General features: G+C 73.0%; 28 protein-coding genes and 1 tRNA gene. 16 read left to right on the forward strand and 13 right to left on the reverse strand.

All coding sequences use genetic code 11. From position 1 onward, the window contains the following. The first annotated feature begins 73 nt into the window (after positions 1–73). Positions 74–150: transfer RNA gene (locus EF879_RS11565), tRNA-Met, on the forward strand. A 149-nt stretch (positions 151–299) separates the two neighbouring features. Continuing rightward, entirely contained in the window at positions 300–545 is a 246-nt protein-coding gene (locus EF879_RS11570) for a hypothetical protein (RefSeq protein WP_123557707.1), read from the forward strand. Positions 546–592: 47 nt separating this feature from the next. Here EF879_RS11570 and EF879_RS11575 read toward each other — a convergent pair whose 3' ends face one another. Next, on the reverse strand, positions 593–1,897 hold the full coding sequence (locus EF879_RS11575) for an ABC transporter substrate-binding protein (RefSeq protein WP_123557709.1): 1,305 nt from the start codon (positions 1,895–1,897) through the stop codon (positions 593–595). Positions 1,898–2,088: 191 nt separating this feature from the next. On the opposite strand from EF879_RS11575, the gene EF879_RS11580 reads away from it, so the two are divergent. Next, positions 2,089–2,919 (forward strand): phosphoribosylaminoimidazolesuccinocarboxamide synthase, encoded by an 831-nt coding sequence (locus EF879_RS11580; protein ID WP_123557711.1) that lies wholly within the window; start codon positions 2,089–2,091, stop codon positions 2,917–2,919. Positions 2,920–3,002: 83 nt separating this feature from the next. On the opposite strand, the gene EF879_RS11585 is transcribed toward EF879_RS11580, so the two are convergent. Further along, positions 3,003–3,884 (reverse strand): sigma-70 family RNA polymerase sigma factor, encoded by an 882-nt coding sequence (locus EF879_RS11585; RefSeq protein WP_123557713.1) that lies wholly within the window; start codon positions 3,882–3,884, stop codon positions 3,003–3,005. A 141-nt stretch (positions 3,885–4,025) separates the two neighbouring features. Here EF879_RS11585 and EF879_RS11590 point away from each other — a divergent pair, with 141 nt between their 5' ends. Next, positions 4,026–4,484 (forward strand): carboxymuconolactone decarboxylase family protein, encoded by a 459-nt coding sequence (locus EF879_RS11590; protein ID WP_123557715.1) that lies wholly within the window; start codon positions 4,026–4,028, stop codon positions 4,482–4,484. Positions 4,485–4,686: 202 nt separating this feature from the next. On the opposite strand, the gene EF879_RS11595 is transcribed toward EF879_RS11590, so the two are convergent. Then, a complete protein-coding gene (locus EF879_RS11595; protein WP_123557717.1) occupies positions 4,687–5,142 on the reverse strand; it encodes a hypothetical protein in 456 nt (151 codons plus the stop codon). Positions 5,143–5,292: 150 nt separating this feature from the next. Here EF879_RS11595 and EF879_RS11600 point away from each other — a divergent pair, with 150 nt between their 5' ends. Beyond that, positions 5,293–6,105 (forward strand): hypothetical protein, encoded by an 813-nt coding sequence (locus EF879_RS11600; RefSeq protein ID WP_233604383.1) that lies wholly within the window; start codon positions 5,293–5,295, stop codon positions 6,103–6,105. A gap of 56 nt (positions 6,106–6,161) precedes the next feature. Here the strand turns inward: EF879_RS11600 and glpK are convergent, their stop codons facing one another. Both glpK and EF879_RS11610 read right to left on the reverse strand, forming a co-directional pair. Then, on the reverse strand, positions 6,162–7,655 hold the full coding sequence (glpK, locus tag EF879_RS11605) for a glycerol kinase GlpK (protein ID WP_123557719.1): 1,494 nt from the start codon (positions 7,653–7,655) through the stop codon (positions 6,162–6,164). Between the two features lie 48 nt (positions 7,656–7,703). Continuing rightward, positions 7,704–8,198: an ATP-binding protein gene (locus EF879_RS11610; RefSeq protein ID WP_370375479.1), complete on the reverse strand. Its 495-nt coding sequence runs from the start codon at positions 8,196–8,198 to the stop codon at positions 7,704–7,706. 152 nt (positions 8,199–8,350) lie between these two features. Between EF879_RS11610 and macS the strand changes: the two genes are divergently transcribed. Next, positions 8,351–9,502, forward strand: coding sequence for a MacS family sensor histidine kinase (gene macS / locus EF879_RS11615; protein ID WP_233604384.1), 1,152 nt, complete (start codon positions 8,351–8,353; stop codon positions 9,500–9,502). Positions 9,503–9,580: 78 nt separating this feature from the next. Beyond that, on the forward strand, positions 9,581–10,216 hold the full coding sequence (locus EF879_RS11620) for a response regulator transcription factor (protein WP_123558380.1): 636 nt from the start codon (positions 9,581–9,583) through the stop codon (positions 10,214–10,216). Positions 10,217–10,374: 158 nt separating this feature from the next. Here the strand turns inward: EF879_RS11620 and EF879_RS11625 are convergent, their stop codons facing one another. Further along, positions 10,375–10,956 (reverse strand): DUF5709 domain-containing protein, encoded by a 582-nt coding sequence (locus EF879_RS11625; protein WP_123557724.1) that lies wholly within the window; start codon positions 10,954–10,956, stop codon positions 10,375–10,377. Positions 10,957–11,457: 501 nt separating this feature from the next. Between EF879_RS11625 and EF879_RS11630 the strand changes: the two genes are divergently transcribed. Then, entirely contained in the window at positions 11,458–12,660 is a 1,203-nt protein-coding gene (locus tag EF879_RS11630) for a glycosyltransferase (RefSeq protein ID WP_123558382.1), read from the forward strand. Positions 12,661–12,737: 77 nt separating this feature from the next. Here EF879_RS11630 and EF879_RS11635 read toward each other — a convergent pair whose 3' ends face one another. The 4 genes from EF879_RS11635 to aroA form a co-directional block, all read right to left on the reverse strand. Beyond that, positions 12,738–13,607 carry a hypothetical protein gene (locus EF879_RS11635; RefSeq protein WP_123558384.1) on the reverse strand — a complete coding sequence of 290 codons (870 nt, stop codon included), beginning with the start codon at positions 13,605–13,607 and terminating at the stop codon, positions 12,738–12,740. A gap of 117 nt (positions 13,608–13,724) precedes the next feature. After that, on the reverse strand, positions 13,725–14,516 hold the full coding sequence (hisN, locus tag EF879_RS11640; RefSeq protein ID WP_123557726.1) for a histidinol-phosphatase: 792 nt from the start codon (positions 14,514–14,516) through the stop codon (positions 13,725–13,727). A 60-nt stretch (positions 14,517–14,576) separates the two neighbouring features. After that, positions 14,577–15,506: a ribosome small subunit-dependent GTPase A gene (gene rsgA, locus EF879_RS11645; RefSeq protein ID WP_233604385.1), complete on the reverse strand. Its 930-nt coding sequence runs from the start codon at positions 15,504–15,506 to the stop codon at positions 14,577–14,579. Positions 15,507–15,690: 184 nt separating this feature from the next. Next, positions 15,691–17,001: a 3-phosphoshikimate 1-carboxyvinyltransferase gene (gene aroA, locus EF879_RS11650; RefSeq protein ID WP_123557730.1), complete on the reverse strand. Its 1,311-nt coding sequence runs from the start codon at positions 16,999–17,001 to the stop codon at positions 15,691–15,693. Positions 17,002–17,156: 155 nt separating this feature from the next. Between aroA and EF879_RS11655 the strand changes: the two genes are divergently transcribed. From EF879_RS11655 to rsrA, 5 genes are all read left to right on the forward strand, one after another. Further along, complete coding sequence (locus EF879_RS11655) at positions 17,157–17,879, forward strand: SOS response-associated peptidase (protein WP_123557731.1); 723 nt, start codon at positions 17,157–17,159, stop codon at positions 17,877–17,879. Positions 17,880–18,079: 200 nt separating this feature from the next. Beyond that, positions 18,080–18,484, forward strand: a complete 405-nt coding sequence (locus tag EF879_RS11660; RefSeq protein ID WP_123557733.1) for a WhiB family transcriptional regulator — start codon at positions 18,080–18,082, stop codon at positions 18,482–18,484. 216 nt (positions 18,485–18,700) lie between these two features. Further along, entirely contained in the window at positions 18,701–19,315 is a 615-nt protein-coding gene (locus EF879_RS11665) for an alpha/beta family hydrolase (protein WP_123557735.1), read from the forward strand. Positions 19,316–19,564: 249 nt separating this feature from the next. Next, a complete protein-coding gene (locus EF879_RS11670; RefSeq protein WP_370375480.1) occupies positions 19,565–20,428 on the forward strand; it encodes a sigma-70 family RNA polymerase sigma factor in 864 nt (287 codons plus the stop codon). 6 nt (positions 20,429–20,434) lie between these two features. Then, positions 20,435–20,719 carry a mycothiol system anti-sigma-R factor gene (gene rsrA, locus EF879_RS11675; protein ID WP_123557737.1) on the forward strand — a complete coding sequence of 95 codons (285 nt, stop codon included), beginning with the start codon at positions 20,435–20,437 and terminating at the stop codon, positions 20,717–20,719. Between the two features lie 134 nt (positions 20,720–20,853). On the opposite strand, the gene EF879_RS28800 is transcribed toward rsrA, so the two are convergent. Next, positions 20,854–20,928, reverse strand: coding sequence for a 50S ribosomal protein bL37 (locus tag EF879_RS28800; RefSeq protein WP_370375492.1), 75 nt, complete (start codon positions 20,926–20,928; stop codon positions 20,854–20,856). 250 nt (positions 20,929–21,178) lie between these two features. On the opposite strand from EF879_RS28800, the gene EF879_RS11685 reads away from it, so the two are divergent. Beyond that, complete coding sequence (locus EF879_RS11685) at positions 21,179–21,394, forward strand: biotin/lipoyl-binding carrier protein (protein ID WP_123557741.1); 216 nt, start codon at positions 21,179–21,181, stop codon at positions 21,392–21,394. Beyond that, on the forward strand, positions 21,391–21,918 hold the full coding sequence (locus EF879_RS11690; RefSeq protein WP_123557743.1) for a GNAT family N-acetyltransferase: 528 nt from the start codon (positions 21,391–21,393) through the stop codon (positions 21,916–21,918). The genes EF879_RS11685 and EF879_RS11690 overlap by 4 nt, the downstream gene beginning before the upstream one ends. An 86-nt stretch (positions 21,919–22,004) precedes the next feature. Here EF879_RS11690 and EF879_RS11695 read toward each other — a convergent pair whose 3' ends face one another. Continuing rightward, on the reverse strand, positions 22,005–22,598 hold the full coding sequence (locus EF879_RS11695) for a TetR/AcrR family transcriptional regulator (protein ID WP_123557745.1): 594 nt from the start codon (positions 22,596–22,598) through the stop codon (positions 22,005–22,007). Positions 22,599–22,717: 119 nt separating this feature from the next. On the opposite strand from EF879_RS11695, the gene EF879_RS11700 reads away from it, so the two are divergent. Further along, a complete protein-coding gene (locus tag EF879_RS11700) occupies positions 22,718–24,307 on the forward strand; it encodes an MDR family MFS transporter (protein ID WP_123557746.1) in 1,590 nt (529 codons plus the stop codon). A 47-nt stretch (positions 24,308–24,354) separates the two neighbouring features. Here the strand turns inward: EF879_RS11700 and EF879_RS11705 are convergent, their stop codons facing one another. Then, entirely contained in the window at positions 24,355–26,199 is a 1,845-nt protein-coding gene (locus EF879_RS11705) for a tetratricopeptide repeat protein (protein WP_233604386.1), read from the reverse strand. Positions 26,200–26,379 lie beyond the last annotated feature (180 nt).

Raw genomic sequence — 26,379 nt, forward strand, 5'->3', positions numbered from 1 at the left:
CGGCGGCCGCCGATCAGTTTCCGCCCCCGTTTTGCGGACGGCGGGCCGAGTGCGCTAATGTTAACGGCGCCGACGCGGGGTGGAGCAGCTCGGTAGCTCGCTGGGCTCATAACCCAGAGGTCGCAGGTTCAAATCCTGTCCCCGCTACCACGGAGAACGGCCCTCCAGAGATCATCTGGAGGGCCGTTTCGCGTGTCCGGGTTGCGCCGGTCGTGACCGGCGCCCCGGCCGCGCCGCGGACCTCGCCGTTCTCCGCCGCGTTGCCGACGTGATTTGCCCCGAGCGCCGAGGATGGGGGCATGGAGATTTTCAGGAGCTGGTGGGTCCGGTTGACCGGGTTGCTCGGCGCGACGGCCCTGGCGGTGTTCGTTCCCGCGGCGGCCTGGGCCGCGACCCCCGCAGGTGGGGTCGTGCTGGAGGCGGCCCGCCGGCGCTCCGGCGTCCGGTTCAGCCCCTTCACCTGCGCGTGCTGCCTGATCGTGCTCGCGGTGATCGTCGTCGTGCTCGTGTACGTCATGCGCAGCCGCCGGTCCGGGCGGCGCTGAGCCCGCCCGGAGTACCGTCGGACCGCTCGGCGTGAGCCCGTCGGGGGTCAGCTCGTCAGGGTGGCGTTCGCCTGGCTGATGAAGGCGGCGGCGGCCTCCCGGGGAGTGGCGCGTCCGAACTGAACGTTCTCCGCCGCCTGCAGGAGCAGGGTCTTGACCGTGGCGTGCCCCCGGGGCGGCGGCACCGGGGCCGGCCCGAACCGCTCGGCCATCCCGGCCTCGAAGGCGGCGGTGAGTTTCATGCTCTCGTCGGTCAGGGATTCCTGCACCACCTGGCGGACGTCGAGGTTGGCGCTCAGGCCCCGCTCGGTGCCGAGGATGGTTCCGGCCTGGACGTCGTTGACCAGGAAGTCGATGACGTGCACCACCCTGTCCGGGTGCCGGGTACCGCGGAAGCCGGCCCAGTAGATCGACGCCCGCGCCCACTGGGCTTCCGGTGCGCCGGGATAACTCACCACCCGGAGCTTGTCCTTCGTCAGCTTCTGCAACTCGGGCAGCTGATTCGACCAGGCGAACGAGGCCGCCGCCTCGCCGGTGGCAACCAGCTGTTGGGTGACGTCGCCGCTGTTCGCGCGGTGGATGACCCGGGCCGGCGGGGTGGCGCCGCCGCGCCGGGCGTCACGCCACATCTCGAACCACCGGGTGAGGTCGTCCTCGGTGAACCCGATCTGCCGGCCCTTGTACAGCTCCTTCTGCTGTGAGCGCAGCCAGAGCCACAGCGCCTTGTAGTCGCCGGACGGGTCCATCGTGCCCGCCACCTTGCCGCCGGTGCGCTCGGTCACCCGTTTCGCCCACGCCAGGTACTCCGGGTACGACATCCCGATCCACGGCTCCGGCAGATCGAGCCGGTCGAGCAGGCTCTTGTTGTAGATCAGCCCGGGCGTGTTCGCCGCTCCCGCCGCGGCGACGATCCGGCCGCCGACCTGGCTGGACTGGGCGAGACCGCTCGGAAGCTTGCGCAGGTCGAGCCTGCCGGCCCGGACGTAGTCGGTCAGGTCGAGCAGGATCTCCCGCTGGGCGTACTCGGTGAGGTAGTTGTCGTCGATCTGGAAGATGTCCGGGGCGTTCCCGGCGGCGGCCTCGGTGGAGAGCCGGTCGTAGTAGCCGGCGTTGCCCTGCCAGGTGAACTTGAAGGTCACGGTCGGATACCGCTGGCTGTAGAGCTCCAGGGCCTGCTTGGTCAGGGCTGCCCGCTGCTCCCCACCCCACCAGAAGACGGAGAGCTCGATCCGCTCCTGTGGTATCGCGGTGTCCCCTCGCGTGCAGCCGCTCAGCGTGATCGCGATGGCGAGCAGGGCGGCACCGAGACGCCACGGGGTCCGGCCGGTCTGGGTGGGACGGGGGAGAGGCACGGCAGCTCCTGACGACACCGGTCAGTGGGACGACAACCGGATCATTGACACCGGGGATCATTTACACAGCCCCTGTCGCCGGGTGTCAACGGTCATCCGGTCGGGATCGCTGGCGGCGTACCCGAGGGCGGGTGACCGGGGTGGGCCGGGGGCGGCCCGGCACCGGTGCCGCCGCGTGATGTACTGGCCGGGTGGAACTGCTGCATTCCGGCAAGGTCAGGGACGTGTACGCCGACGGCGACGACCTGATCCTGGTCGCCTCGGACCGGGTCTCGGTCTACGACGTGGTGCTGCCGACCCCGATCCCGGACAAGGGCAAGCTGCTCACCGCCCTCTCGCTCTGGTGGTTCGAACAGCTCGCCGACCTCGTGCCCCACCACGTCATCTCGGCCACCGACGTACCGCCCGAGTTCGCCGGGCGGGCGATCCGGGTACGTCGGCTGGAGATGGTTCCGGTCGAGTGCATCGTGCGGGGCTATCTGACCGGGTCCGGCCTGGCCGAGTACGAGAAGACCGGCGCGGTCTGTGGCATCCCGTTGCCCCCCGGGCTGGTGGAGTCCTCGAAACTTCCCGAACCGATCTTCACCCCGACGACGAAGGCGCCGACGGGGCAGCACGACACGGCGATGACCTTCGCCGACGTGGTGGCGAAGGTCGGCGCCGAGACCGCGGAGCGGCTGCGCGAGATCACCCTGGCCGTCTACCGGCGCGGCGCCGAGATCGCCGCCGACCGGGGGATCCTGGTCGCCGATACCAAGCTGGAGCTGGGCTGGGCGCCGGACGGCACCCTGGTCCTCGGCGACGAGGTCCTCACCTCAGACTCGTCCCGGTTCTGGTGGGCGGCGGACTACCAGCCCGGCCGCCCGCAGTACGCGTTGAGCAAGCAGTACGTCCGGGACTGGGCGGTCAGTACCGGCTGGGACCGGACCGGACCGGCTCCCGAGATGCCGCCCGAGGCTGTCGAGGCGACCCGGGAGCGGTACGTCGAGGTCTACGAGCGCCTCACCGGCCGCCGCTGGTAGCACCGGCCACCGCCGGTGGCGCCGGCCACCGCTCGTGTCCGGGCGGGGTGGCCGGCGCCACCAGGGCTCGCCTGCCGCGCCGGTCAGGCGCTCGCGACCTGTATCTCGAGTTCCCGGAGCTGGTCCGGGTCGGCGACCGCCTCGATCGCGATGATCCGGCCGTTGGCGATGCTGAAGCTGACGGCGAGCCAGATCTTCCCGGCGGGCGTCCGGACCACGGCACCGGCGGCGCCGTCGATGACGGCCGGTGCGGCGGTCTGGGCCCGACCGGAGAAGTACGCGGCGACCGCGCGCGATCCCCGTAGCGCGGAGGTGCCCTCGTGCCGGGCCAACACCGCGTCGGCGCGTAGGACGACATCCGGGTCGAGCAGGGTGAGCAGGGTGTCGAACTCGCCGCCGCGTGAGGCGGCGAGGAAGGCGTCGACGATTTCGCGCTGTCGCGCGACGTCGACGTCCGGCGTCGCCGCGGCGCCCTGGACCCGGCGGCGGGCTCGGCTGGCGAGCTGCCGGGTCGCGGCCGGGCTGCGTCCGACGATCGGCGCGATCTCGTCGAAGGAGATCGCGAACATGTCGTGGAGCACGAACGCGAGCCGCTCGGCCGGGGTCAGGGTGTCCAGGACGACGAGCAGCGCCAGGCCGACCGAGTCCGCGAGCAGCGCCTCCTGCTCGGGGTCAGCCCCGTCGCCGCTGGCGGCGGGCTCGCTCGGCCGGTCGTCGATCGGCTCCTCCCGACGGTGGTCCCGGGACCGCAGCATGTCCAGGCAGATGCGCCCGACGACCGTGGTGAGCCAGGCGTCGAGGTTGTCGAGCTCGCCGTGGTCCGTTCGGGTCAGCCGCAGCCAGGCTTCCTGTACGGCGTCGTCGGCCTCGGTCCGCGAGCCGAGCATCCGGTAGGCCACCGCCCGCAGCCGGGGGCGGCACCGCTCGAAGCGCTCGGCCAGCAGGTCGTCGCTGCTCACAGTCATGATCTCCGTCCATTGTGGGGGCAGTTTTGTGACTGTCGCCACATTCGTCACATTTGTTGGCCCGGGGCCGTCGACAACGTGACGAACCATGACGTGCCGATGTGACACCCACACCGGCCAAGGATCGCAAAGGAGACCACCATGCAGGCACGGATCGAGAACCCGGCCAAGCTCTTCCCCGACACCACCAAGGCGATCAACCTGATCCACAAGGCGACGCACTCCGCCGGGGTTCCCACCCGGACGCTGGAGCTGGTGCACCTCCGAGCCAGCCAGATCAACGGCTGCGGTGCGTGCGTGGACTTCGGTGCCCGCCAGGCGAAGCGCAACGGTGAGACCGACGAGCGACTCTTCGCGGTGGCGGCGTGGCGGGAGACGCCGTACTTCACCGACGCCGAGCGGGCGGCTCTCGCCCTCGCGGAGGCGGTCACCCGGATCGCCGACCGTCCGGAGGCGGTCTCCGACGAGATCTGGGCGGACGCGGCCAAGCACTACAACGAGAAGGAACTCGCGGCGCTGGTGCTCTGGATCGCCATGACCAACTTCTTCAACCGGGTCAACGTCACCATCCGGCAGCCGGTCGTGCAGAGCTGGGAGTGAGCCGGACCCCGTCCCGGGCGGACGGACCGGGAGGGCGGCGTCCGCGTCGCCGCTCCCGGCCCGTCCGGCGGCGGTCCCGTGGGCCGTCCGCCGCCCGGTACCCGGTCGCCGGGGACGGCGACACTCCGCGGGTGGGTAGGTTCCGGGGCGCGCCCGGCACGGTGTCGAGTGGTCCGTTGGTACCGTCCTGGGCCAGTGGCGCTCAGGCGGTGGGGGCGGGGGCGCGTCGGCGGCGAATCGCCCGGATCAGGATGAGGACCCACGCCACCGCCGCGACCAGGCCGCCCACCACGAGTCCGGTGATGATCAACCAGGTATATCCGCCGTCGGCGGCGAAGACACCGTTGCGGGCGCCGGTGTCCCGCGCCGCCACCTGCTGGCCCACCACCATGCCGTCGGGTTCGTCGTAGAGGATGACGTCGGTCCGCCGCTTCCCGCCGTCGGCGGCCACGAAATCGCCGTACCAGGTGCAGCTACGCCCACCGCAGTCCTCCCGGACGGCGGTGAAGGTGCCCTCGGTGCCCTTGCCGGCCTTCGCCTGCCACGCCGGGACCAGGTCGAACATGCCGAAGGAGAACCCGATGGCGGCGATGACGGGAAGTCCGACCCAGACGAAGAACGCCCTCCGCCAGCGAGAGATCTTTTCGAAGATGGTCACGGCGGGTCAGGCTAGTGGACCGGAGCGCCATCCAACCGGTACGCCATCGGCAACCCACGGACTCCGTCCCTCCGCCCGCGGTGAAGTCTGCACCTCCCGCCGGGTCAGCATCGGGTCGACCGACCGAAGCGGGTCAATATACTCGCCATCATGGCGACGTCACCCGCCGTTGTTCGAGCGCTTGACGAACAACTGAGGGGGCTCGGGTGGGTCAGCGACCTGATGGTGGACGGGTCATTGGCCACCGGCGACTACATACCCCGCATCAGCGACCTCGACCTGGTTGCGCTGGTCGACGGACCGGTTGACGCCGATCGGCAGGCCGCGCTCGTCGCCATCCATCGTCGCCTCGACAACGGGATCGGCGCGGGTTTCAAGCTCGGCTGCGTCTACGTCGACAGCACGACCATCACCCGCATCGAGCTGCGGCATCCGACGCGGACACACGGCCAACTCGTGCACCGCATCCTCTCCGGGATCACGCGGGCAGAGCTGGTACGACACGGATACCAGATCTTTGGGCGCTCGCCGCGCGACGTCTTCCCCGAAGTCTCGGCGGACGACATCCGCGCGGCGGCCCGCGCCGAACTGACCGGCTACTGGGCCTGGGCCGCTCGCCGCCCGTGGCTCTGGCTGGACCCCACCCTCGCTGACCTCGGCCTTACCTCCATGGCCCGGAGTCGCCACGCACTCGACAACGGCGAGCTCCTCACCAAGACGCAAGCCATCGGGCAGGCGCACGCCCCGGCCTGGCTGATCAACCACCTCGCCGCCAGACGGCGAGGTGAGCCCGTCACCTCGCCACGGCTACGCACCGCCCTGATCGCCTGGCGGGACGCCCGCCGTACGGTCGCCCGGGCGAAGCGCGGCCGGCGAGACTCCCCGACTCCGCAACCCCCCCACCGTGCGGTGAGGACCCAACCGGCCGACGACGCGGCCGGCTGGGTCCGGACACCCTCGTGACGACTCGTCCGCGCGATGGTGTCCCGCCCGTGGTCGTTCGGTCGACCGAGGGCTCGTTACTCGCCCTCCTCCACCCAGTCCAGGGTGCGCTGCACGGCCTTGCGCCAGTTGCGCAGCTCGCGGTCCCGGTGCGCCGGGTCCATCGCCGGCTCCCATGCGGCCTCCTGGCGCCACTGGGCGCGCAGCGTCTCCAGGTCCGGCCAGAAGCCGACCGCGAGACCGGCGGCGTACGCCGCGCCGAGGCAGGTGGTCTCGCTGACCGCGGGGCGCACCACCGGTACGTCGAGCACGTCGGCGAGGAACTGCATCAGCAGCGCGTTGGCGGTCATCCCGCCGTCGACCCGGAGCCGGCGGAGCGCCACGTCCGAGTCGGCGGTCATCGCGTCCACCACCTCCCGGGTCTGCCAGGCCGTCGCCTCCAGCACGGCCCGGGCCAGGTGCCCCTTCGTGACGTACCCGGTCAGGCCGGCGATCACCCCCCGGGCGTCGGCGCGCCAGTGCGGAGCGAAGAGTCCGGAGAACGCCGGCACGATGTAGCAGCCGCCGTTGTCCTCGACGGTCCGGGCCAGCTCCTCCACCTCCGGCGCGGAGGAGATCAGCCCCAGGTTGTCCCGCAGCCACTGCACCAACGAGCCGGTGACCGCGATCGCCCCCTCCAGGGCGTACGTCGCCGGCTGGTCCCCGATCCGGTAGCCGACGGTGGTGAGCAGGCCGTGTCGGGAGACGACCGGCGACTCACCGGTGTTGAGCAGCAGGAAGCTCCCGGTGCCGTACGTGCACTTCGCCTCGCCGGGGTGGAAGCAGGTCTGTCCGAAGAGCGCGGCCTGCTGGTCGCCGAGGGCACTCGCCACCGGCACCCCGGCCAGCACCCCGGTGGCGGTGCCGTAGACCTCGGCCGAGGAGCGGATCTCCGGCAACATCGCCCGAGGCACGCCGAGCGCGTCGAGGAGCTCCGGATCCCAGTCCAGGGTGCGCAGGTCCATCAGCAGCGTCCGACTGGCGTTCGTCACGTCGGTGACGTGCCGGCCGGTCAGCTTCCAGATCAGCCAGCTGTCCATCGTGCCGAACAGGACCTCCCCGCGCTCGGCCCGGGCCCGCAGGCCGTCGACGTTGTCCAGCAGCCAGCGCAGCTTCGGTCCGGCGAAGTACGTCGCCAGCGGCAGCCCGGTACGCTCCCGGACGCGCTGCTCACCGTACTCGGCGTCCAGGTGACGCAGCAGCGGCCCGGTTCGGGTGTCCTGCCAGACGATGGCGTGGTGCACCGGGGCGCCGGTGGCCCGGTCCCAGACCACCGTGGTCTCCCGCTGGTTGGTGATGCCGATCGCGGCCAGGCGGTCCGGCCCGATCGACACGGCGGCGAGTGCCTCCCGGACCACCTGTTCGACGTTGGTCCAGATCTCCTCGGCATCGTGCTCGACCCAGCCGGGGCGCGGGAAGATCTGCCGGTGCTCCCGCTGGGCGATGGTGACGACGGTGCCGGTGGCGTCGAAGACGATGCACCGGGACGAGGTGGTGCCCTGATCGATCGCGGCGACGTACTGATCGGTCATTCGCAGCACCGTACCCGGCGGCGTGGCGCGCGTCACCTGCCGTGCCCGTCACCCCGTGCCGGCGACGGACTCCCGAACGGTTCCGGCGTCGTCGCCCTCGCCCGGTGGCGGGCCGAGGCGCGCGCTGACCCGTACCGTGGTGCCGCCCGGTCCGCTCTCCACCACCATCTCGTCGGTGAGCTGCCGGGCCAGCCAGAGGCCCCAACCCCCGCACGCGTCCGGGTCTGGTCGCTGCCGCGTGTCGAGCCGGTCGGTGGCGATTCCGCCACCGGTGTCGGAGACCGCACAGTGCAGGAGCTGGTCGGCACACCACAGCCGCAGCCTGCCCTGCCCGCCGCCGTGCCGGACCGCGTTCGTGATCAGCTCGTTGACCGCGAGGACGTAGTCGTCGAGGCGCGCGCCGGTGAGCCCCGCCGCCGCCGCGCAGTCGGCGACGGCGTGCCGGAGCCTGGTGACCTCGCCGTGGGCGAAGGCCCGGGCGAGGAGCAGGACGGAGGCGTGGACGGCGGCGACGGATGGAAAAGAACCTGTGTCGTTCATCAACCTTCTCGCCGCGGCTCGTCACGTCCTTTCCGGGATCTTTCACATTACGTCAGGGCGTCCTGACCCGCACCGGTGCCGAGTTGCGGGGCCGGGACGCCGGGCCGGCCGTGCCGGGTTCCCGCGAGCCGGGAAGGCTGTGGGATCGTCGGAGCGTGCCGGACCCGGACGACCCGCGCGAGCGGCGTGCGCCGCTGGACAACCTGCAGGCGCCGCTGTGGCGCTCGATCGCCGTCTACCGGTTCGCCGCCCTCGCGTACGTCGCGGTGCTCGCCATCCGCAACCTGGGCGAGTACGCGCACCCGGTCGCCGGCGGGGTACTGCTGCTGTTCATGGCCGGCTGGACCGTCGTCACCGGGTGGGCGTACGCCGACCCGGCCCGGCGCCGGTGGCCGCTGCTGCTCACCGACCTCGCGGTCGCGCTGGCCGTACTCCTCGCCGCCCTGCGGGTCGTCGGTCGGCCGGCGCTGAACGCCGGCATCCCGCCGCCGAGCGTCGCCTGGCTGGCCGCCCCGGTGTTGGCCTGGGCGGTCTCCGGCGGTCGCCGGCGCGGGGTGGCGGCGGCCCTGGTTCTCGGCGCCACGGATGTGGCGGTGCGGGAACGGCTGACCCAGGCGTCGCTGACCGGCGCCGCGCTGATGCTGCTCGCCGGGATCGCGGTCGGGCACGTCGCCCGGCTCGCCGTGATCGCCGAGGAACGGCTCCAGCAGGCGGTCGAGCTGGAGGCCGCGACGCGGGAGCGGGAGCGCCTCGCCCGGGACATCCACGACTCCGTCCTTCAGGTCCTGGCCCTGGTCCGGCGGCGCGGCGCCCACCTGGACGGTGAGGCCGGCGAGCTGGCCCGGCTCGCCGGCGAACAGGAGGCGGCGTTGCGTGCGCTGATCACGACCGGCCCGCCGGTCGGCCTGGAGCGGCGGGAGGTCGACCTGCGGACCGTGCTCGGCCGCTACGCCTCCCCGACGGTCTCGCTCGCCACCCCGGCGACACCGGTACCGGTGCCGGCCGACGTGGCCCGGGAGGTGGCCGCCGCGGTTGGCGCCGCGCTCGACAACGTCGCCCGGCACGGCGGCGGTCGGGGCTGGGTGCTGGTCGAGGACGACGCCGCCGAGGTCACCGTCTCGGTTCGGGACGACGGGCCGGGCATTCCGGCGGGCCGGCTCGCCGAGGCGGCCCGGGAGGGGCGGCTCGGCGTCGCCCGGTCGATCCAGGGGCGGATCGCGGACCTGGGCGGTACGGTGCGGATCAGCTCGGCGCCGGGAGAGGGGACCGAGGTCGAGCTGCGGGTGCCGCGTGGGCGACCGGGCTGAGCCCGATCACCGGGGCCGCGTCGACCGTGGTGCGGGGATTACGCTCGGCCGGTGACCGACGAGCCGCCGATCCGGGTGATGGTCGTCGACGACCATCCGATGTGGAGGGAGGGAGTCGCGCGCGACCTGACCGAGGCCGGGCATCTCGTTGTGGCCACCACGGGGGAGGGGCGCCAGGCGATCCGGATCGCCCGGGCCACCCGGCCCGACGTCGTCGTCCTCGACCTCCAACTGCCCGACATCTCCGGGGTGGAGGTGATCCGTGGCCTGCTGGCCGAGGTGCCGGATGCCCGGGTCCTCATGCTCTCCGCCAGTGGGGAGCAGCAGAGCGTGCTGGACGCGGTGAAGGCGGGCGCGACCGGATACCTGGTCAAGTCGGCGTCGCCGGCGGAGTTCCTGGAGGCGGTCCGCCGCACCGCCGCGGGGGAGGCCGTCTTCACCCCCAACCTGGCCGGGCTGGTGCTCGGCGAGTACCGACGGCTCGCGGTGACGCCCCGACCGACGGACGACGGGAACCCGCCCCGGTTGACGGAGCGGGAGACCGAGGTGCTGCGGCTGGTCGCCAAGGGGATGTCCTACAAGCAGATCGCCGCCCGGCTCGGGATCTCGCACCGGACGGTGCAGAACCACGTCCAGAACACGCTGGGCAAGCTCCAGATGCACAACCGGGTGGAACTCACCCGGTACGCCATCGAACACGGCATCGACGGCTGACCGGGTCCCGGGTGGCGCGGCGCCGGTGGTCGGGGCCGCGCGCCGGACGCCGCGCGAAGGGGGATCGTCCGGCCGGCCCGGTGTCGGCGACCCACACCCGTGGAGGGTGGCCGGGACGGTGACCGGCGCCGGCCACCCGGCGACCGACCGTCCGGCGGTCACAGCGCGGTGGACGACGGCGGGGAGTCGGTCTCGTTGATCGCGAGTTCCTCGGCACTCGCCCCGCCGCCGGACGCACCCGCGTCGTAGGCGATCGAGTCGGTCTCGTCGTCGTCGCGCGCTCCCTGGTCCGGCTCGACCAGCCGGCCGACGGGCCCGCCGCCCGGATTGTCGCCGAGCCTGCCGTGGTCGTACACCGAGACCGGGGAGCGGGGGTCGGAGGCGGGGCCGTCATCGATCACGTCCGCGTCGAACTGTGCCTGGGCCGCGGCCTCCTCGCTGTCCGCCTCGGCCGCGATGGCGGGGTCGACCGGTCCGGCCAGGGGGTCGTCGATCGACGGTTCGGGCTGCTCCCGCGCGATCTTGTAGTCCAGGGACTCGCCGTCGAGCTGTTCCTCCGCCGTACTGCCGAACCGGTCCACGGCGAGCGGCCGGTCGGCCGGCAGCTGCGCCGGGTCGGGACCGTCGGCCTCGCGGCCGGTCAGTACGTCGTTACCGGCCGTCGAGTCGTCGTCGGCGGTGCCGGGAAGGCCCTCCGCCTCGGGGTCGGACACCGGAGTCGGAAACTCGTTGTCGCGCATGACAGATCACTACCCGGTGCGGCACGGGATAACCCGCCCGCGCCGCGAGCGGGCGGCTCGGCCCGGGTTTCCGGCCCGTGTCACCGGTCATGACCGTCCCGGCCCGCGGAGTCCGGTCCCGGCCCGGCAACCTGTCGTGTGCCGCGGAGTCGCCGTCCGACTCGCCCGCCGCCGTCCCGGTCCGGCGCCGCCTGTCCGGCCCGGCACCGGCTGGGCGGCCTGGTGCCGACTGGGGCAACCGGCCCCGGCTGTCTCGCCCGAGACGGCCGGTCTCGGGCGGTTCGGCCGTGCCCGGCCGGGTCTCGGGCGGTTCGGCGGTGCCCGGCCGGGCGGGACCGGTTCCCGCCTGGTCCGAGCGGGTCAGACCGGGGACGTCGGGCGGGCCTGCCGTCCGGCCCTCCACCGCCCGCCGGACTTGCCAAGTTTCCGCTCGGTCCGGCCCGGTTAATGGGAGCCTCTGATCGAACGGCCGTTGCCCGTAGCCCTTTGCTGGAGGTGACCATGCGCGTCGGCCTCGTCTGCGCACACGCCGGCCCGCCGCAGGAGGTCCGTAACCGGTACGCCGGCACACACCAGCATGTCGCCCGGGTCGCCGCCGAGCTGGCCGGCCGGGGGCACGAGGTACGGGTCTACGAGCGGCTCGACGACCCCGAGCTGCCGCCAACGAGCGACATCGCCGGTTACCGGGTGGAACGGGTTCCCGTGGGTCCGTTGCGGCGCACCTCGACCGGCGAACTGGTACCGCACGTGCCCGAACTCGGCCGGTGGCTGACCGAGCGGTGGGCGGCGGAGTGGACGCCGGACGTGGTGCACGGCCACTTCTGGATCGGCGGCCTCGCGGCGGCCAGTGCGGTCCGGGAGACGCTCATCCCGGTGGTGCAGACGTTCCACTCCCTCGGCGTCGAACAGCTGCGCCACCTCGGCGCCGCGTACGCCGGACCCGAGCAGCGGATACCGCTGGAACTCGCGCTGACCCGGGCGGTGGACCTGGCCGTGGCCCAGCACAGCGACGAGGTCGACGAGCTGACCCGGATGGGCCTGCAACGGGCCTCCGTGGTCGTGGTGCCGACCGGCGTCGACACCGAGCTCTTCACCCCGGAGGGCGAGACGGCGCCCCGGGACGAGCGGCCGCGGATCCTCGCGGCCGGCGGGTTGAACCCGGGGCACGGTCAGGAGGACCTGGTCCAGGCGATGCGGCTGGTCGGGGACGCCGAGCTGGTCATCGTCGGCGGCCCGCCCGGCGGCGACCTCGACAGCCACGCCGAGGCCCGCCGGCTGCGTGAGGTCGCCGCGCAGCTCGGGGTCGCCGACCAGATCCGGCTGATCGGCCCGGTGCCGCACGACGAGATGCCCGCCTGGTACCGGTCCGCCGACGTGGTGGCCTGCACCCCCCGGTACGCCTGCACGGGCCGGGTGCCGCTGGAGGCCATGGCCTGCGGGGTGCCGGTCGTCGGCTACGCCCTGGGCGGCATCGCGGACACCGTGGTCGACGAGGTGACGGGGCGGCTGGTGCAGCCGGGCGACGTACGCGGGCTGGGCATCACCCTGCGTCGGCTGCTCGCCGCCGACGCCGAGCGGTTCGCGTACGGGCACGCGGCCGTGGACCGGGCTCGGTGCAGCTACACCTGGGACCGTACGGTCGGCGCCCTGGAGCGGCTCTACGAGCGGGTGGTCCGCCGACGCCAGCCCGCGACGAGCCAGTAGCGGACCGGACGCCGGGACCAACCCGCGCCGCAGGTGTCGGGGCTCGGGCGGGCCGGGGTGCCCGGGGACGCGGACCGTCACGAGGGTGCGCGCTGCCGGCCGAGGGCGACGAACACGGCATCCGCCTTCCCGGCCCGGCCGGGGCGATGCTGGTGTTGCGGTTCGGCGTACCGGGTCAGGCCCAGCACCGCGACCAGCGTGATCAGGAAGCCGGCGGTGGCCAGCCACTCCCGGCCCGGCCAGATCCGGTCGCCGAGCAGCAGCAGTCCCACGATCGCGGCGGGGACCGCCCCGGCCGCGTCCATCGCGGCCACCGCGGCGGTGGTGGAGCCGCGCTGCATGGCGAGCCCGAGTAGCAGTTGGCCGACGACCGAGTGGGCCGCCAGCAGGTAGAGCAGCGGATGGGTGAGGAAGGCGTCGACCGTGTGCACCGAGGCGAGCGGTCGGGCGGCCACCGCGGCGGCCGAGAACGCCAGCCCGGCCAGGGAGCCGAGCGCCACCGAACCGGGTGCGCCGTGGAGCCGTACCGCGAGGACGCCGAGCCCGCCGATCACGCCGAGCGCGACGACCAGCCCTGCCACCGCGGCAGGGCCGAGCTGGCGTGACGGCGCCGGCCGGGCGGCCACCACCAGCGCGGTGATCCCGGTGAGGAGGAGGACGAGCAGCAGTACCTCGGCGGTGGGCAGGCGCCACTTGAGCACCAGCACCCCGAGCAGGGCGGTGACCCCGAGCCCGGCCGCCACGCTCGCCTGGACCAGGAAGAGTGGCAGGTCACGCCGGGCCAGGAAGGCCAGGACGAAGCCGAGGGCCTGGCAGCCCAGCCCGAGCAGGTACGTGCGGTGCCCGGCCAGGCGTACCAGCAGCGCCGGGTCGAATCGGTGGTGGGGGGTGGTGCGGGTCGCCGCCACCGACTGGAGAAGGTTGGCAAGGCCGTAGGCGGCGATCATGGCCGCGAGGAAGCACCAGCCGGTGGACACCTGGCGAGGATAGAGGGTGACTCCGCTCACCACCCGTCCGGCCGGGCGGCTCGGTCGGGGAGTTTTCGGTCCGGCCGGCGGTGCAGGTCAGCCGAGCCGGTCGAGGAGGTCCCGGTGCAGCTTGCCGTTGCTGGCCACCGCGCTGCGGCCCGCCGGCCCCGGACGTCCGGTCAGGTCGGTGAAGGTGCCGCCGGCCTCGGTGACGATCGGGATCAGGGCGGCGAGGTCCCACAGCGACAGCTCCGGCTCGACCATGGCGTCGACCGCGCCCTCGGCCACCAGCATGTAGCCGTAGAAATCGCCGTACGCCCGGTTCCGCCAGCTGGTCCGGATGATGTCGAGCATCGCGTCGAGCCGGCCGGACTCCTCCCAGCCGTTCAGCGACGAGTAGCAGAAGCTGGCGTCGGCGAGCCGCGCCACCCCGGAGACCCGGATCGGGGTCGCCGCCGCCTGGTGCCGGCCGGCGAAGGCGCCGTGTCCGGTCGCCGCCCACCAGCGCCGCCCGAGGGCGGGGGCGGAGACCAGCCCGACGACCGGCTGGTCGCCCTCCATCAGGGCGATCAGGGTGCCCCAGATCGGCACGCCGCGGACGAAGTTCTTCGTGCCGTCGATCGGGTCGATCACCCACTGTCGGCTGCCGGGGCCGGCTGCCGGGGCGGAGGCGCCGAACTCCTCGCCGAGTACGCCGTCCCGGGGACGGGTCCGGGCCAGGGTCGCCCGGATGGCCCGTTCCACGGCGGTGTCGGCGTCGGTGACCGGGGTCAGATCCGGTTTCGACTCGACGTGCAAATCGAGGGCTCGGAACCGGGCCATCGAGATGGAGTCGGCGGTGTCGGCGAGCATGTGCGCCAGAGCGAGGTCGTCCGCGTACCGGGCCATGCTGGGAAACCTACTCGATCCGGGCCGGCCGGTCGTCGCGCGGCGCCCCGGGCGGATCGCCTACTCGATCTCGCCGGCCCGCGAGGCGAGCAGTCGACGGTACGACGCCAGTCGTCGCGGGTCCGCGTTGCCGGCCACCACCCAGGCGTCCAGGGCACAGTCGGTCTCGTCCGGGGTGTGCTCACAGTTCGGCGGGCAGTCCACGGTCCCCTCCACCAGGTCCGGGAAGCCGTGCAGGAGGCTCGACGCCGAGACGTGGGCCAGGCCGAAACTGCGGACCCCGGGCGTGTCGATGATCCAACCGGGGTGGTCCCGGGTGCCGGGCACCGGTGGCAGGCGCAGCGCGACCGCGCTGGTCGAGGTGTGCCGGCCGCGGCCGATCGCACTGACCGCGCCGACCGCCCGCGCCGCCGCCGGGACCAGGCGGTTGACCAGGGTCGACTTTCCCACCCCGGAGTGGCCGACCAGCACCGAGATCCGTCCGCTGAGCAGCCGGCGCAGTTCGCCGAGGTCGGTGGTGGGCCCGACGAGGACGGAGGGCAGGTCCAGCTCGGCGTAGTAGTCGAGCACCCCGTCCGGCGACGCCAGGTCGGCCTTGGTCAGGCAGAGCAGCGGCTCGATGTCGGCGTCGTACGCGGCGACCAGGCAGCGGTCGATGAAGCCGGTCCGGGGCGGTGGGTCGGCGAGCGCGCTGACGATCACCAGTTGGTCGGCGTTGGCGACGACGACCCGTTCCAGCCGCCCCTCGGGGGTCGTCTCGTCGTCGTCGGCGGTCCGCCGCAGCACCGAACTCCGGTCGGCGATCCGGACGATCCGGGCGAGCGTCCCGGGCGCCCCGGAGGTGTCCCCGACCAGGGCCACCCGGTCGCCGACCACCACCGATCGGCGGCCCAACTCGCGGGCCCGCATCGCGGTCACCGTCGCCACGTCGTCAGTCGTCGGGTCGTCCGCGGTCACGCAGGTGTAGCGACCCCGGTCCACCGCGACCACGAAACCCTCGACCGCATCGGCGTGCCGTGGCCGGGTGCGGGTACGCGGACGCGACGAACGACCGGGTCTGACCCGTACGTCGTCCTCGTCGTACTCGCGTCGTCTGCCCGCCAGTGCGGTCCCCTGTCTCGTCTCGCGCCCTCGTCGGCCGGCGGCGGGACGGGACAGACCGGGAGGGTCCCGGCTACCGGTGCCCGCTGCCGCCGCTCACCATCGTTGACCATAGTGCCGGGAACTCGGGCATGGTCTTGGAGGTACACGCCACGTCGTCCACCGTGATCCCCGGTACCGCCAGCCCGATCACCGCGGCGGCGTGCGCCATCCGGTGGTCCGCGTACGTCCCGAAGGTGCCGCCGCGCAGCGGCCGCGGCCGGATCTCCAGCCCGTCGGGTGCCTCGGTGACCTCGGCTCCGACGGCGGTCAGCTCCCGGGCGAGCGCGGCCAGCCGGTCGGTCTCGTGGCCGCGGATGTGCGCCACCCCGAAGAGCCGGGACGGCGAGTCGGCGAGCGCGGCGAGGGCGGCCAGCACCGGGGTGAGTTCGCTGACCTCGGAGAGATCGGCGTCGAGCCCGTGCAGCACCCCCGTGCCACGGACCGTGAGGCCGTCCGGGCCGATCGTCACCTTGCCGCCCATCCGCTCCAGCAGCGATCGCAGCGTGTCGACCGGCTGTAGGCTGTCGCGCGGCCAGTCAGGCAGGGTGACGCTGCCGCCGGTGACCAGCGCGGCGGCGAAGAACGGCACCGCGCCGGAGAGATCCGGTTCGATCTCCCACTCCCGTCCGGCGAGGCGGCCCGGCTCCACGACCCACACGTCCGGGACACTGTCGTCGACCACGGCTCCGGCGGCCCGGAGCATCTGTACGGTCATCCGTAGGTGCGGCGCGGAGGGGACGGGTGGCCCCTCGTGGCGGACCACGACCCCACGCTCGAACCGTGCCGCGCTCAGCAGTAGCCCGGAGACGAACTGGCTGGAGGCCGAGGCGTCGATGGTGACCTCGCCGCCGGTCACCCGTCCGGTTCCCCGGACGGTGAGCGGCAGCCCGCCGCCGGCCGCCGCGTCGATCCGGACGCCGAGCGAGCGGAGCGCCTCGACCAGCGGGCCCAGGGGCCGGACCCGCGCCTGCGGGTCGCCGTCGAAGGTGACCGTCCCCTCGGCCAGCCCGGCGACCGGCGGTACGAACCGCATGACCGTCCCGGAAAGCCCGACGTCGACGTGGGCGGGGCCGCGGAGCGTGTCCGGTCGGACCAGCCACCGCTCGTTGTCCACAATGGAGACCTGCGCGCCCATCGCCCGCAACCCGCCGGCCATCAACTCGGTGTCGCGGGCCCGGAGCGGGTGGCGCAGCGTGCCGGGAGCGTCGGCGACCGCGCTGAGCACCAGGGCCCGAGCGGTCAACGACTTGCTTCCGGGCAGCCGCAGGGTCGCCTCGACCGGGTCGGATGCGGCCGGCGCGGCCCAGGGACGGCGCGGATGGGTTGCGGTCACGTTCGCCACCGCTCCAGTCTGCCCCGGGCCCCGCTCTTGCCGGCCGCCGGCTCGATGGGTCCCGCCTGCCGGGACGGTGGGCCGCCGGCTCGGCTGCTCCGCCTGCCCAAGGGGCGGGCCGCGGCGGGGCGGCCGAACCGCCGCCGAGGCGCTAGCGTGTGGTCATGTGTGGCAGGTACGCGACGACCCGGAGCGCGGCCGACCTCGGCGCGCTGTTCGAGGCGTACGACGACACCGGTGACCAGCTCCGTCCCGACTACAACGTCGCACCCACCGATCCGGTGCCGATCGTCCGGATCTCCGAGGCGACCGGCGGTTCCGTGCTCTCGGTCGCCCGGTGGGGACTGCTTCCGCCCTGGGCGAAGGACGCCCGGGTCGGCGCACGCATGATCAATGCCCGGGCCGAGACGGTCGCCACGACGCGGGCGTACGCCTCCTCGTTCGCCCGGCGTCGCTGCCTCGTCCCGGCCGATGGCTGGTACGAGTGGGTGCGTCGGGGCGGTTCCCGGCAGCCGTATTTCATGACCCCCCGGGACGGCTCGGTGCTCGCCTTCGCCGGGCTTTGGTCGGTCTGGAAGGGCGCCGATACCCCGCTATTGACCTGCAGCATCGTCACCACGGCCGCGCTCGGCGACCTCGCTGCGGTGCACGACCGGATGCCGCTGCTGCTGCCTTCCGACCGCTGGGCCGACTGGCTGGCCGGCGATGGCGAGCCGGACGCGCTCCTCGCCCCGCCACCCCCGGAATGGTTGGCGGGACTGGAGATTCGACCGGTCGGAAAGGCGGTCGGCGACGTACGGAACAACGGCCCCGACCTGGTCGCCGCCGTTCCCGCCCCGCCGCTGCGCGCGTTGCCGGAAGAGCCCGCGGTATCGACATTGTTCTGAGCGGCGAACCACGCATTCGCGTGCACCGATTTGACACCCTTCGAGGTGGAAAGTCGTACGGAGTTTCTTAAACCTTTGCGGCTAACCCTTGTCACCCATCGTGAGAGTGCGATAGAACACAGCGCCGGCAGTGGATGTCAGCTCGCATGGGGTGAGCGACGTCCACCGATCTTCGTCGGTCCCACGGGGGAGGTGGGTGAATGACACGGGCGCGCATGCCACGCCCGCACGAGGTTGCCGCGGCACGACGAGACCCGAGGCTGATTCGGGCCCTCAACGAGCGGCGCCTCGACGACGCCTGGCGGACCAGGGGGGTATGTCAAAGCGTAGACCCGGAGACGTTCTTTCCGGCGCCGAGCGAGCCGGCCGACTCTGCGGTGGCGCTGTGCCGCACCTGCGACGTGCAGGGGCCGTGCCTGGCGTGGGCTCTGGAGGTGGGTGACTGCCACGGCGTCTGGGGGGCCACCACGCCGCGTGAGCGCCGGGCGATGCTGGTCGCCTGGCGGGACCAGGTCGAGGCCGACCCGTCCGCGGCCGGCGACGCCGGTCCGCCGGTCCGAGACCGGCTGCTGACCCTCGCGCCGGTCGGCTCCGGCCGTCGCTGACGCCGGGGCCGGAGCGCCGCCGGGACCCCGCGCGGCCGGCCGTCGCCGGCCCGCACCGCCGGATTCGCGTACGGCCGCCGACGGCTCCGGCCGTCGGCGGCCGTCGGACGGGTCGTCGCGCCGCACGGGACCGGCCCGCGACCGCGAGCCCGCCGGCGCTGTTCCCGCGTCGAGGCACCGCACGCGACCTCCGGTGACCTGCCATACAGTGGCGCGGTGCGCCGCAGTGACGAGATCGACACCCCGCGGGGACCGGCCCGCGTCGCGTACGACCTGCCGTGCCCTCGTCCCGCGACGCTGCTGGTGCTCGGGCACGGGGCGGGCGGCGGGGTAGACGCGCCGGATCTGCTCGCGCTCCGGGACGCGGCGGTCGCCGCCGGGGTCGGAGTGGTCCGGGTGACCCAGCCGTACCGGGTGGCCGGGCGACGTGCGCCCGCCCCGGCCGGCCACCTCGACGAGGCCTGGACGGCGGTCGTGACGGCGGTGCTGCGCCGCTGGTCGCCCCGGCCGACCCTGCTCGTCGGCGGCCGGTCCAGTGGGGCCCGGGTCGCCTGCCGTACCGCCCGCGCCTGCGGCGCCGTCGGGATCGTCGCCCTGGCGTTTCCGCTGCACCCGCCGGGGAAGCCGGAGCGATCCCGGGCGGCGGAGCTGGTGACGGGGCTGTCGACCCTGGTGGTGAACGGCGACCGTGACCCGTTCGGCGTACCGGAGGCCGGCCCGGGGATCCGGGTCGAGGTCCGGCCCGGCGAGGGGCACGACCTACGGCGTGATCCCCGGGGCACGGCCGAGGTGGTGCTGCGGTGGCTGCGCGAGCGGGGCTGGGCGAGCTGACCCCGGCGCGTCGGCCGTTTCCCGGTCTCGGGGCGGTCGTTGCTCCACATGATGCCGGACACCGGGCGGGCTCGCCGAGCCCGTGACGGCGCCCGGTTTCATCCTCCCAGGCCCTTCCTGGTCCCAGCGGTGGCAAGTCCGGCCGGATGCGCCACGGCGGGGGCCAGGGACGGGCAGCTCCCGGAATGCGCCACCGGTCGGTTGTGTTGCTACCCGGCGGAAGCACCCGAGCGCGAGGGGGTTGAACCGGTGTCGACCGAGACGCGGAGCCTGGAGTACGGCCGCGAGACGCGGCGTCCCGACCGGAGACGGGCCGGGCCGGTCTTCCGGTCTCCTGGCGACAGAGCTCCGGCGTACCCCGGTGCCCCGCGAACCGAATCGCCCGGCCGTGGTTTCCGCGTATCCTCGGCGGGACAGCCGACTCGGGTCGCGGCGGCGGTACCGGCCGTGGCGCCGACCCGGTATCGAGGCGAGGGGGGCGCGCGGTTGACACGACCGGAGAAAACGGACGAGCGTACGGACGAGCGTCGAGCCCGGTTCGAGCGTGACGCGCTGCCCTTCGTCGACCAGTTGTACGCGGCGGGCCTACGGATGACCCGGAACCCGGCCGACGCCGAGGATCTGGTGCAGGAGACCTTCCTGAAGGCGTTCGCCGCGTTTCACCAGTTCGAAGAGGGCACGAACCTCAAGGCCTGGCTCTACCGCATCCTGACCAACACCTACATCAACTCCTACCGTCGTCGGCAGCGGCAGCCGGTGCAGGCCCCGACCGAGGAGATCACCGACTGGCAGCTCGCCGAGGCCGAGTCGCACACCTCCAGCGGCCTGCGCTCGGCCGAGACCGAGGCGCTGGACCGGCTGCCGGACAGCGACGTCAAGGAGGCGTTGCAGCAGCTTCCGGAGGAGTTCCGGCTCGCCGTCTACCTCACGGACGTCGAGGGGTTCTCCTACAAGGAGGTCGCCGACATCATGGGTACGCCGATTGGCACCGTGATGTCCCGGTTGCACCGCGGTCGCCGGAACCTGCGCAAGCTGCTTGAGCGTTACGCTGCCGAGCGGGGCTTCACGTCGGCCCCGTCGACCAGGTCCGCCACCGCCGGCCGGGAGGTGTGAGCGAGCATGAGTTGTGGGAAACCGCACGAGACCGACTGCCGTGAGGTGCTGGCCGAGGTCTACGTCTACCTCGACCTCGAATGTGACGACGAGCGGCGGGTCCGGATCCGGGAACACCTCGACGAGTGCTCTCCCTGCCTCCAGGAGTACGGCATCGAGCAGGAGGTCAAGGCGCTGGTGGCGCGGTGCTGTGGCAACGAGACCGCACCGGCCGAACTCCGGGAGCGGCTTCGGGCCCGGATCGCCGAGATGGTCTTCAGTTCCGAGACCCGGGAGTACCTTCCCGACTGAGCCCGGCGCTGGCCGGCCGGTGACGACCCGCCGGACCCGGCCGGGGCTCGCGACGGTGGCGACGCGCGGCGTGGGCCGCGTGCCGCCGGTGCGGGCCGTCGGCCGTCCGGGTCCGGCGTCCGGTCGTCGTCTCCTCAGGAGTTGGGGCGCTTGCCGTGGTTGGCGGCGCTCTTCTTGCGCGCCTTCTTCTTCCGCGCTCGCTTCGCCATCGTGACCTCCCGTCCACACAGCGGCGGTTGACAGTTGGATGTCGCGGTACGGGGATGACGTTCTCCCGCCCGCGCCGGGCAATCCTCCCATGGCCCACCGCCGGTGCCGCGACCGGCGGGCGGTGACCCGCGCCGGTGCCGCGCCCGGCGGGCCCGACCCGCCGCCGGGCGTCCCGGCCGGGCCCGTTTCCATGATTGGATAATCGTCGCAGGCAGGAGCGCCGGTCGCGGCGCTGACGAGGGAGGGCCGATGGCCGAGGAGATCCGCGCCGAAATGGTGGCGAACGTGTGGAAGGTCGTGGCCACCGTCGGAGACACGGTGTCGGAGGGCGACACCCTGGTGATCCTCGAGTCGATGAAGATGGAGATTCCGGTGGTCGCCGAGTCGGGCGGTGTGGTGCGACAGCTCGCCGTCAACGAGGGCGACGTGGTGCAGGACGGCGATCTGATCGCCGTCATCGAATGAGCGTGCTGATCCGGCGCGCCGAGCCGGCGGACTTCGACGCGATCGCCCGGCTTTCGGTGGCGGCCTACCGGGCGGACGGGCAGCTCGACGCCGCTGCGGACTACGCGGCCGTACTCGCCGACGTACCGGCCCGCGCGGAGGCGGGCGAGCTGCTGGTGGCGGTCGACGAGATCACCGGCGAGGTGCTCGGCTCGGTCCTGTTCGTGCTGCCCGGCACGCCGTACGCCGAGCTGTCCGGCCCGGGCGAGGCCGAGTTCCGGATGCTCGCGGTCGATCCCGCCGCGCAGGGGCGGGGGGTGGGCGGCGCACTGGTGCGCGCCTGCCTGACCCGGGCACGGGACCTCGGGTGCCGGCGGGTCGTGATCTGCACCCGCAGCGTCGCCGCCGCGGCTCACCGGCTCTACGCGCGGTTCGGGTTCGTGCGTACGCCGGAACGCGACTGGTCCCCGCGGCCCGGGGTCGACCTGCACGCGCTCCACCTCGATCTTGCGGGGGCCCGCTGCCCGGTGCCGGGCCCCGCCTGAGCCCGGGGTACGCCGCCGTCAGCCTCCGGGGTGGTGGCGTCGTCGGGCGCTGAGACCGTCAGCCGTCAGCCGTCAGCCGTCAGGTGTCAGCGGTCGGCGCCGGGTTCCGGGGTCGAGGTCGTTCCGATGCCGTCGAGCAGTTCGTAGGCGACCTCCAGCGCGAGCCGCTGGCGTTGCTCGGTGCTGAGGTCGGGTCGGCGCAGCGCGAAGAGGCTTCCGTGCACCGCGAAGAGGGCCAGCGTGGCCCGGAGCTGGTCGTTCGGGGATGGGTCGGGGCCGGCGAGGGCGTCCGCGATCCGCAGTAACCGTTCCCGGATCATCTGGCCGGAGGAGAGCTTCCGGGTGACGGTCGGGTTCTGCTCGAAGAAGCGCATCACGGCCTGACCCCCGCTGTCGAAGAACTCCTCGGCGTAGCGCTGGAGCGTCGCCCGGCGCCCGGCCGTGTCGGCCGGCTGCTGCATCGCCCAGTCGATCAGCTCGTCCAACCGCGCGAGGCGGTCCGAGACGAAGCTGTCGACAATGTCGTCCTTGCTCTTGAAGTGGTAGTAGAGCGCGGCCTTGGTCACGCCGAGCTGTTCGGCGATCTCACGCAGTGAGGTCTTCTCGTAACCCTGTTCTGTGAAGAGCCCGAGCGCCACCTGCTGGATTCGCGACCGCGTGTCCCCTGTGCTGCCGGTCACCCCTGACCTCCTTCCTGTTCACTTGACGGGCTCCCGGCCGGGAACTTACCGTACGGCAAGTAAGATAACTAGCCGGTCGGCAAGTAAGCAAGGGTCGTGACGTAGGGGGGAGCTTACCGATGACCGCTGCGGCGGAAACGCCGGTACGACCGAACAACATCAGACTGGTACTCGGCGGCCTGATGATCGCCATGATGCTGGCGATGCTGGACAACATGATCATCAGCACCGCGCTGCCGAGGATCGTCGGAGAGTTCGGCGGTCTCGACCACTTCACCTGGGTGGTCACCGCGTACGTGCTCGGCTCCACCGTCTCAACACCGATCTGGGGCAAACTGGGGGACCTCTACGGCCGTAAGACGGTCTTCCTCAGCTCCATCGTGCTCTTCCTGGTCGGCTCGGCGCTCTGCGGCATGGCCGGCGTGACGATCCTCGGCGGCCCCAAGGACGGCATGATCGAGCTGATCGCGTTCCGCGCCGTCCAGGGCCTGGGCGCGGGCGGTCTGATGGTCGGCGTGATGGCCATCGTCGGCGATCTGGTCCCGCCCCGGGAGCGGGGCCGCTACCAGGGCATGATCGCGGGCATCATGGCCATCGCCATGGTGGCCGGCCCGCTGGCCGGCGGCTTCATCACCGACCACCTCTCCTGGCGTTGGGCCTTCTACGTCAACGTGCCGCTCGGTGGCGTGGCGCTGCTCCTGCTGGCCACCCGGATGCACCTGCCGAAGTACCGCACGGAGCACCGGATCGACTGGCTCGGCGCCGCGTTGCTGTCGGTCGGCATCACCGCGATCGTCCTGGTCACGACGTGGGGCGGCAACGAGTACGACTGGCTCTCCGCACAGATCATCGGACTCGCCGCGCTCGCCGTGGTGACACTGGGCGTCTTCGTCCTCGTCGAGCGTCGGATGCCGGAGCCGATCCTGCCGCTGCGGCTCTTCGCCAACCGCAACTTCGCGGTGATCTCGGTGATCGGCTTCCTGCTCGGCTTCGCGATGTTCGGCTCGGTCAACTTCCTGCCGCTGTTCCAGCAGACCGTCCAGGGCGCTTCCGCGACCAACAGCGGACTGCTGCTCCTGCCGCTGATGTTCGGCATGCTGGTGGTCTCGATAGTGGTGGGCCGGACCATCACCAGGACGGGCCGGTACCGGGTCTTCCCGATCATCGGTGGCACCGTGATGACCGCCGGTATGGCGCTGCTGACCCTCCTCGACGTCGACACCAGCAAGCTGGAGTCGGCGCTCTACATGATCGTGCTCGGGGTCGGCATGGGCTTCCTGATGCAGACCTCGATGCTGATCGCCCAGAACAGCGTCGAGCAGCGGGACCTCGGCGCGGCGAGCGGTGCCGCGACCTTCTTCCGCTCCATCGGCGGGTCGTTCGGGATCTCGCTCTTCGGCGCGGTCTTCGCCAACCGGCTGGCCGACTCACCCGCCGGTGTCCTGCTCGCCGGCGCGGGCGAGGGGGCCGGGGTGGACCCGGCGGCACTGCGTCAGCTTCCGGCGGGGCAGCAGCACCAGGTACTCACCGGCCTGGCGGACGCGATCGGGACCGTCTTCTGGTGGGCGGTACCGTTCGCGCTGGCCGTCGCGGTGCTGGCCTGGTTCGTCAAGGAGGTTCCGCTGCGGGGACAGGGTGACGCGCCGGCCCCTGGCACGACTCCGGAGGAGTCGGCCGAGACCGCGTTGGCCAGCCCGCCCGCGCACTGAGCCGGCCCGCACCCCACGCCGCCGCGCGGCACACCGTAACCTGCCGGTCACCCGTGTCGGGTCAGGCGCCGCCACATCCGGCCCCACAGCTGACCGAACCGGCGCTGCCGCGGTACGGGCCGCCCCGCCGGCCGCTGTGCGAGTACCCGCCGGGCGGTGGCCACCGCGGCGGGTTCGGCCTGCGGGGTGGCCAGGACCAGCCAGGCCAGCGACCGCCTGATGGAGACCGGGCGTCCCTGGGCGACCTCGACCGCGTCGGCGAGTCGCTCGGCGGCGACCCGGGCGACCTCGGTACGCACCGACGGATCCACCCAGGCGGCGGTGACCAGGGCGAACAGCGCCGCCTCGGTGGTCCAGTCCTCGACGCCCCAGACCAGGTCGAGCAGCACCCGGCGGCGGGTCGACTCCGGCCACGGCTCGTCGGTGTGGTGGTGCAGCAGCCCGAGGCAGGTCCAGACCTGGACCGAGCGGGTCCACAGTGCCGGATCGTGTTCGGCCAGGGTCCGGCCGAGTTCCGTCGCCGGGGGCGGGGGCGGGTACGCCAGCAGCCCGAGCAGGTCGTCCAGGGTGACGGTGGCGAGGCCGACCGCGGCGTCGTACGCGGCCGGCGGATGGGGCCAGGCGGGGTGGGCGAGCCGCCGGATCCGCTCCACCGCCGAGTCGGACGGCGCCCCGACCGCCGGCACCGGCGTCGTGCCGTCGTACCGCCAGAGCCGGTGGGTCACCGGACGGCGCGGCTCGCGAGGATCCGGCGCGGGTATCCGCTCGACGGCCAGGGATAGGGCGGGCACCGCGGTGAGCAGGGCCCGCAACGCGCTCGGCGGCTCCAGACCGCTCAGCCACAGCCGACCCTCGCCCGCCGGTTCGTCGGCGCGGGCCAGCTGCCGCAGCGCCGCGACCACCGCCTCGGTGGCGGGCGGGACGCGGCCGAGCCACGGCTGGCCGTGGCAGCACTCGGCGAGGTCGTTGTGCTCGTGCGAGTCGTCCGGATGATCGCGGGCGAAGTCGGCGAGGGCGACCAGGTGCGCCAGGTCGCCGTCCCGGCGGTAGCGGAGCCGGTGTCCGGTGTGTACCGCGCAGTCGAACGTCGGGTCGCGGGCCAGCGCCCGGTCGACCCAGGTCAGGGCCTCGTCGAGCCGTCCGTGGTCGGCCAGGGTGCCGGCGATGTCCGCGTACACCGAGAGGTCGTCGGGGTCGTACGCCACGGCGCGGCGCAGCGCGGCGAGCGCCTCGTCGATCCGGCCCGCGCTGCGGTATGCGTAGCCCAGCCACACCTCGGAGAGCTTTGACGGCAGCTCACGGGCGCCCTGGCTGGCCCAGTCCACGGCCAGGGTGATCGCGCCGACCCGGCGGGCCAGGGCGGAGGCCGCGCCGAGCAGCAGTCCGTGCCGGGGGTGCGCGGCGACCGCGTGCCGGGCCAGCCGCAGGTACGGCCAGAGTGGCTCGCGGGCCTGCTCCGGCACCGGGTCGGGGACGCCGGCGCAGACCTGCATCAGGGCCCGGGCGATCTGGTCGGGGTCGAGCTGGGCGGCCAGCTCGGGCGCGCTCACCCAGGGAACACCGGCCCAGTCCTCCCCCGGGGCGTGTCCGGTCGCGGCGGCCAGCAGTTCCAGCCCGTCGCCGGGGCGTCCGGCAGCGGCGAGCAGGTGGGCCCGGGCCACCACCGTGCCGATGAAGGGGTGCTGGTCGAGCGGGAAGAGGTCGAGCACGCTCTCCGCCCGGGCGGCGAGGTGAGCGAGCGCCTCGTGCACCTCGGGCATGGTGGGGGCGTACGCGATGGCGCCGGCCAGGTGGTCGGCGGCGTGTTGCAGGTCGCCCTCGTCGAGCGCCAACCGGGCGAGCGCGAGCTCTCCCTCAGCCGACAGTCGGGGATCGTCCGTTCCCTCTGGCACCGACTCGACCCTCCGCCGCGCGTGGTTTTCTCCCTGGGTTGGGGAGCCTAGGGCATGCCGACCCTCACCAGTGATCTACTGCGCAGAGCTGATCGTTACGTTGCTCGAACGGCCGTATTCGTGCAACCCTGAGCATGAAACGCGCGGAAACCGTGCACCGGTACGGCGGCGACGCAGCGT

Origin of the sequence: Micromonospora sp. HM5-17 (assembly GCF_003762835.1) — a bacterium.
Classification (GTDB): domain Bacteria; phylum Actinomycetota; class Actinomycetes; order Mycobacteriales; family Micromonosporaceae; genus Plantactinospora.

Bases quoted from the DNA above. Each gene is read 5' to 3' on its own strand.
- glpK (WP_123557719.1), bottom strand. From the start codon at position 7,655: ATGACCGATCAGTACGTCGCCGCGATCGATCAGGGCACCACCTCGTCC.
- EF879_RS11635 (WP_123558384.1), bottom strand. From the start codon at position 13,607: ATGATCGCCGCCTACGGCCTTGCCAACCTTCTCCAGTCGGTGGCGGCG.
- EF879_RS11660 (WP_123557733.1), top strand. From the start codon at position 18,080: ATGACACGGGCGCGCATGCCACGCCCGCACGAGGTTGCCGCGGCACGA.
- EF879_RS11690 (WP_123557743.1), top strand. From the start codon at position 21,391: ATGAGCGTGCTGATCCGGCGCGCCGAGCCGGCGGACTTCGACGCGATC.
- EF879_RS11700 (WP_123557746.1), top strand. From the start codon at position 22,718: ATGACCGCTGCGGCGGAAACGCCGGTACGACCGAACAACATCAGACTG.
- EF879_RS11600 (WP_233604383.1), top strand. From the start codon at position 5,293: ATGGCGACGTCACCCGCCGTTGTTCGAGCGCTTGACGAACAACTGAGG.
- EF879_RS11570 (WP_123557707.1), top strand. From the start codon at position 300: ATGGAGATTTTCAGGAGCTGGTGGGTCCGGTTGACCGGGTTGCTCGGC.
- EF879_RS11585 (WP_123557713.1), bottom strand. From the start codon at position 3,884: ATGACTGTGAGCAGCGACGACCTGCTGGCCGAGCGCTTCGAGCGGTGC.
- EF879_RS11590 (WP_123557715.1), top strand. From the start codon at position 4,026: ATGCAGGCACGGATCGAGAACCCGGCCAAGCTCTTCCCCGACACCACC.
- EF879_RS11630 (WP_123558382.1), top strand. From the start codon at position 11,458: ATGCGCGTCGGCCTCGTCTGCGCACACGCCGGCCCGCCGCAGGAGGTC.
- EF879_RS11685 (WP_123557741.1), top strand. From the start codon at position 21,179: ATGGCCGAGGAGATCCGCGCCGAAATGGTGGCGAACGTGTGGAAGGTC.
- EF879_RS11655 (WP_123557731.1), top strand. From the start codon at position 17,157: ATGTGTGGCAGGTACGCGACGACCCGGAGCGCGGCCGACCTCGGCGCG.
- hisN (WP_123557726.1), bottom strand. From the start codon at position 14,516: ATGGCCCGGTACGCGGACGACCTCGCTCTGGCGCACATGCTCGCCGAC.
- EF879_RS11620 (WP_123558380.1), top strand. From the start codon at position 9,581: ATGGTCGTCGACGACCATCCGATGTGGAGGGAGGGAGTCGCGCGCGAC.
- rsrA (WP_123557737.1), top strand. From the start codon at position 20,435: ATGAGTTGTGGGAAACCGCACGAGACCGACTGCCGTGAGGTGCTGGCC.
- EF879_RS11625 (WP_123557724.1), bottom strand. From the start codon at position 10,956: ATGCGCGACAACGAGTTTCCGACTCCGGTGTCCGACCCCGAGGCGGAG.